The sequence below is a fragment of the Aerococcus sp. L_32 genome (assembly GCF_050689315.1).
Genome location: NZ_JBOEQF010000140.1, coordinates 1 through 5,483 on the forward strand (window position 1 = coordinate 1; position 5,483 = coordinate 5,483).

The 5,483-nt window shown below is 42.1% G+C and carries 4 protein-coding genes, 3 tRNA genes and 1 pseudogene; 5 read left to right on the plus strand and 3 right to left on the minus strand.

The genetic code is table 11. The features are described 5' to 3' along the window. A pseudogene (locus ACRCJ0_RS08945) lies at positions 1 to 487 on the plus strand (DNA-directed RNA polymerase subunit beta'); the annotation flags it as partial. A 103-nt stretch (positions 488 to 590) separates the two neighbouring features. Here ACRCJ0_RS08945 and ACRCJ0_RS08950 read toward each other — a convergent pair. Beyond that, positions 591 to 1,256 carry a hypothetical protein gene (locus tag ACRCJ0_RS08950; RefSeq protein WP_431390224.1) on the minus strand — a complete coding sequence of 222 codons (666 nt, stop codon included), beginning with the start codon at positions 1,254 to 1,256 and terminating at the stop codon, positions 591 to 593. Positions 1,257 to 1,422: 166 nt separating this feature from the next. Continuing rightward, positions 1,423 to 2,139: a prepilin peptidase gene (locus ACRCJ0_RS08955; RefSeq protein ID WP_431390225.1), complete on the minus strand. Its 717-nt coding sequence runs from the start codon at positions 2,137 to 2,139 to the stop codon at positions 1,423 to 1,425. Positions 2,140 to 2,295: 156 nt separating this feature from the next. Here ACRCJ0_RS08955 and ACRCJ0_RS08960 point away from each other — a divergent pair. From ACRCJ0_RS08960 to ACRCJ0_RS08975, 4 genes are all read left to right on the plus strand, one after another. Next, positions 2,296 to 2,371, plus strand: a tRNA-Val gene (locus ACRCJ0_RS08960). Position 2,372: 1 nt separating this feature from the next. Further along, positions 2,373 to 2,445: transfer RNA gene (locus tag ACRCJ0_RS08965), tRNA-Lys, on the plus strand. A 25-nt stretch (positions 2,446 to 2,470) separates the two neighbouring features. Continuing rightward, positions 2,471 to 2,543 (plus strand) — tRNA-Thr (locus ACRCJ0_RS08970). A 198-nt stretch (positions 2,544 to 2,741) separates the two neighbouring features. Continuing rightward, positions 2,742 to 5,087 (plus strand): HAD-IC family P-type ATPase, encoded by a 2,346-nt coding sequence (locus ACRCJ0_RS08975; protein WP_431390226.1) that lies wholly within the window; start codon positions 2,742 to 2,744, stop codon positions 5,085 to 5,087. Positions 5,088 to 5,201: 114 nt separating this feature from the next. On the opposite strand, the gene ACRCJ0_RS08980 is transcribed toward ACRCJ0_RS08975, so the two are convergent. Further along, positions 5,202 to 5,483, minus strand: a 282-nt coding sequence (locus tag ACRCJ0_RS08980) for a methionine adenosyltransferase domain-containing protein (RefSeq protein WP_431390227.1), incomplete at its 5' end; no start/stop codon positions are given.

Genomic DNA, 5,483 nt, shown 5'->3' on the forward strand with positions numbered 1-5,483 from the left:
TTCTCAAGGGGTAGACATCAATGATAAACACGTGGAAGTTATGGTTCGTCAAATGCTACGTAAAGTACGTGTCCTTGACCCAGGTTCAACAGACTTGTTACCAGGTAAATTAATGGATACTGCAGACTTTACAGATGCCAATACTGAAGCAATCCGTTCAGGTGAACTACCTGCAACAGCGCGTCCAGTATTATTAGGTATCACTAAAGCGGCCTTAGAAACTAACAGTTTCCTATCTGCAGCTTCATTCCAAGAAACAACTAAAGTCTTAACTGACGCGGCAATCCGTGGTAAAGAAGACCACTTACTTGGATTAAAAGAGAATGTTATTATCGGTAAGATCATCCCTGCAGGTACAGGTATGGCTCGTTACCGTGAAATGGAACCGAAAAAAATCGGTGACACACAACAATTAATCTACGGCGAAGAAGCAGACGTAGATACTGAAATTAGCCAAATTGACTACTCAAGTATTCAAGAAAACTAATTCACCATTGTAGAAACGACAAATGAATATTCAGACGAGAAAAAATCCCTAGGCCAAATTGGTCTAGGGATTTTGTGTTTTATAGGGAGAAGATTTTTGAAATTTACGACCGGTCCGTCACTTTGAAGCCAATATAAGACCGGTCATCAAAGCTGACTTGGTCAAGGGTGACGCCTTTTGTGGAAATAAATTGGTCAATTAAATCCGGATCGTTGTGGATAATTTCTTGCAGGTAAGCTTCAGTTTCTTCAAAAGTTGGTCTGATTTCTGGATAACCATCTGACGTTAAGACAATTTCATCCCCAGGCTGAACAGGAATGGTTGTGATTAAGTCGGTCGGGATTTCTTGTCCGTTTAAAACCGAATAACCAAACCGTGTATCAGCCTTGTTGGCGAATGTGTTTGTGGAAACTAAATAGGGCATAATAGCGTCCCTAGCTTCTTGGTGTTGGTTAGGGTTGATATGCAAGATGAGGGACCTGAATGCACTTAAAATAGCATCAGAGGCCTTTGATTGGGTATGTAATTGCCCGTTTACACTAGCCTGACAATCCCCAATTAAGTAGATACACTTGTGGAAGTCAGAATACAAAGCCATGGCAGCTTGTGGACCATGTTCGATTCGGTTTAGTGGGAAATGCACATGTGTATAAAATTTTTCCTCGAAAGCTTGGTTAACGCCCGAAATAACTGTCTCGATAGAGGCCTGCGGATCTAGTGTGGCTAAGAAGTCTTTGATGATATTGGATGCTATTTTGCCAGTCTTCATGCCCTCATGGGTGAAATTCGATTTTGAAGTCACCCCATCTACAACTGCGATGAAATACTCATTTGTAAAAAGAGCGTCCTCGCATAAAACTGGCTAGTCATATTTACCCTGGATAAAAGTGTGTTGAATCTGCATATTCTCTCCCTCACGTCCTATACCTTGCTAATTACAGTATATAGAAGATGATGGGATAGGCAAAGAATAAATAAGGGATAAATGGCAGACCAGTTGGCAAGCTCGTATGCCTGATTTTTAAATAAAAGATGTGACAAAGGGCTAGACCGCTAGCGATTAAAAGAAGGTATGAGAAGTTTAAGGGACCGAGCATTAGAGCTAAGACTATCAGTGTTTTAATGTCGCCACCACCAATACCTTGATGAAGCAGGTGATTGCAGGTGATTAAAGTAGTGAGGACTAATAGGGAAAAGGTAATGTGGGTTAAGCGTGCTAGGTCCGGATTTCGATATAGATAATTAATCACAACTAATAATAATATGACTTGAAACCGGTCTGGTATGATGTGTAAAGCCATATCGGCACTGGTCATGATAAGAAGGGTAGTAAAAATCAGGAAGAGAAGAATTGCTGTTTCAGTCGTATGGTGTAGAAAAAACAGGAAAGAGAATATAGCGAAAAATCCTTCAGAAAGTGGATAAATCAGTGGAATTGGCTGGTGGCAAGTCTGGCATTTACCTGTTGATAGGCCGTAACCGATGATTGGTATCAAAGCTAAGGGTGAAATCGGGACATGGCAATTGTCGCACTTGGAACGACCGTGGATAAAGGATTGTCCAAGGACTGTTCTTGAGCCGACGACCATAAAAAATGAAGCAAGACTAGCAAAAAGGACCAAAAGAATGGTATAATAAACAAACGATATCATTTTCAACCTCCATATGGTTTATATACGAATTTTTTCTGCCGATGCGCTAGAAAATGATGAAAAATAAAATTTTTATGGAAATTGTGTTGACAGTGTCTAAATCAGATGGTATTATTTAATAGTTGTCTTTGATAGATAACTAATTGAAATAGTTACGGAGAATTAGCTCAGCTGGGAGAGCGTCTGCCTTACAAGCAGGATGTCGGGGGTTCGAGCCCCTCATTCTCCACCATGACTCGTTAGCTCAGTTGGTAGAGCAACTGACTTTTAATCAGTGGGTCGTAGGTTCGAATCCTACACGGGTCATATTCATTTTGAATAAAACATATTTGCCGGCTTAGCTCAGTTGGTAGAGCATCTGATTTGTAATCAGAGGGTCGAGGGTTCAAGTCCTTTAGCCGGCATATATAGAAAAACTCCTTCATCGAAAGATGGAGGAGTTTTTTGTTCTTTTCTACGTTTTCCCCGACAATCTTGTCTTCTTAAGAGAAAGCTAAATAAATCTTTAAATTTGCACATATTCATCTGACGTATAATGGACTTTTATGAGGAAAATAAAATAGCAACAAAAATAAGGAATGTAAAATGGAGGATATAAATTAATGAGGAACGATCGATACCAAGGTCTAACCGATGAAGAAGTCCAGTCCAAAGTGACAAAAGGGCAGGTTAACCAAACCAGTCATTCAAACCAAAAGACGACAGCTGAAATTATTAAAGAGAATGTGTTTACCCTATTTAATGCCTTAAACTTCCTGTTGGCTTTCTTATTGTTACTGGTTGGCGCTTATTCTAACATGGTCTTTATTGCCATCATTATTTTAAATATTGTGATTGGGATTGTCCAAGAGATTAGAGCCCGCGATTTGGTCAGCAAGTTGACCATTTTATCCAACAAGCCAGTCAAAGTGGTCCGAAATGGCCAGGAAGCGATTGTCCCGTCGACTGAATTGGTGGTTGACGACTTGATTATCCTTGAAAGTGGGGACCAGGTGCCGTCAGACGCCACTGTAGTGGACGGATCTAGTGAAGTAAACGAGTCCCTTTTAACGGGTGAATCGGATGCCATTTTAAAACAAGCAGGTGATGAATTATTATCCGGTTCTTACTTAACCAGTGGGCAATTGCTTGCTGAGTTGATCCATGTTGGAGATGACAATTACGCGGAGCAGTTGGTGGCTGAAACCAAGTCTCAACCCTACGCCCGTTCTGAATTAACCGATGCTATTAAGAAAATTGCCAAGTTTACTTCCTACATCATTGTGCCACTAGGGATTCTCTTATTCTTGCAAGCTTTTTTCCTACGAAGTGATGCCGTGGATGTGGCGGTGATAAACTCGGTGGCTGCCCTGATCGGTATGCTGCCTAAAGGTCTTGTATTATTGATTTCACTAGCCCTTTCAACGGCTGTTTTAAAACTAGGCAAAAAGAATGTCCTCGTGCAAAATATGTACGCTGTTGAAGCTTTGGCCCACATGGATATGCTGTGTTTAGATAAGACTGGGACAATTACGCAAGGGAAAATGTCAGTGGAAGGGATTTTCCCACTCGGTGACTTATCTCAAGCAGATTTAGAAGACCAGTTAGCCAATTACACAGCCGCATCAACCGATAGTAATTTAACCATGACAGCCTTGAAAAACCACTTCGACGGTCAAGCCTTAACTTTAGAAGCCTTACAAGTCACCCCCTTTTCATCTGAACGGAAGTGGGGGGCGATCAGTTTTGAAGAAGCCGGTACAATTTTCGTTGGTGCAGCTGAATACCTTATCGACGAACCGATTGAGCGAGTAATTACCGCGCAAAGTGACGGTCTGCGGGTTTTGTTGGTGGGCCAATCGACTGAACTTTTAGACGACAATACGGATATCGCGAATTTAGCGATCAAACCAATTGGCTACATCACTTTGAGCGACCCAATTCGGCCAAATTCGAAAGCCACCCTGGAATTTTTCCAAAATGAGGGTGTGGACATCAAAATTATTTCAGGTGACAACCCGCAAACCGTTGCTAGAGTCGCTAAGAACGCAGGACTCGCAGGCGATGCCCAAGCGATTGATATGAGTCAAATCCAAGCGGAAGCAGATGTAAGAGCAGCAGCTCACCAATACAATGTTTTCGGCCGGGTCTCACCCCAACAAAAGAAACTCTTGGTGTCTGAATTTCAAGATGAAGACCATATTGTAGGGATGACAGGTGACGGGGTTAACGATATTTTAGCCTTGTCCCAAGCTGACTTATCCATCGCTATGGCTGAAGGGGACGGGGCAACCCGTCAAATGGCCGATTTAATCCTGGTCAATTCAGACTTTGGTGACTTACCAGCGGTCATTTCTGAAGGCCGTCGTGTGGTCAACAACATCACCCGGTCATCAAGCGTATTCTTTATCAAAACCCTATATTCCTTAATCGTGACCTTAATTTGTATAGCCTTGAATTTTCCGTTTCCATTTATTCCCTTACAAATTACCATGATTGACGCCTTTATCGAGGGCTATCCTGCCTTCTTCATGTCATTTGAACCTAATAACCAGCAAGTCAAAGAGCGTTTCCTACCTAAATCCCTTGCCGCGGCGCTACCTTCAGCCCTAACGGTGTCTGTAGCCATTTTCGCCTCCTTAATCATGGTGAAACTGGGCATGATTGACTTTGAAACCGCCCGGACCTTTGACTATGTCATGTTGACCGGTGTCTCTTTATTTGCGGTATGGCAGTCTTGCTTCCCGTTTAACAAGTTGCGTCTCTTTCTCGCATCAACCGCGACCCTTGCGATGCTTGCCGTCGCACTAGTCTTGCCACATTTTTCAGACATTCTGACCATCCAACCCATGACCGCAAGCGAAACCCTAATCAGTCTCGTCTTGTTGGCACTTGCTTTTGCCTTTTGGAAAATGGTCAACCGTTATCAAGCTCGTTTCAAAGCCTTTTTCACACGGATGAATTTTTAAATGAACCGCATCTTTGCATGTAAAGCTAACAACAAATAGACACAGAAAACCCCAGTAAGCAGCCTCGATGAGGCGCCTTACTGGGGTTTGTTTGTGTTATTTATTCAAGAATGCTTATTTCTTCAAAATGTCTACTTTATCTGTTTTTTCCCAAGTAAAGTCTTGGTCATCACGACCAAAATGGCCGTAAGCAGCAGTTTTACTGAAGATTGGTTGACGTAGTGATAACATATCGATAATCCCATTTGGGGTTAAATCAAAGTTGTCGCGCACAAGGCCAACTAATTCATTTTCAGATAAGTCACTTGTACCAAAGGTGTCAATCGCAATAGATACAGGCTCTGCAACCCCAATAGCATAGGCTAATTGGATTTCAACTTTACGCGCTAAGCCAGA

Excerpts from the sequence above, each read along its gene's own strand:
- ACRCJ0_RS08950 (WP_431390224.1), bottom strand. The coding sequence starts at position 1,256 with ATGAAGACTGGCAAAATAGCATCCAATATCATCAAAGACTTCTTAGCC.
- ACRCJ0_RS08955 (WP_431390225.1), bottom strand. The coding sequence starts at position 2,139 with ATGATATCGTTTGTTTATTATACCATTCTTTTGGTCCTTTTTGCTAGT.
- ACRCJ0_RS08975 (WP_431390226.1), top strand. The coding sequence starts at position 2,742 with ATGAGGAACGATCGATACCAAGGTCTAACCGATGAAGAAGTCCAGTCC.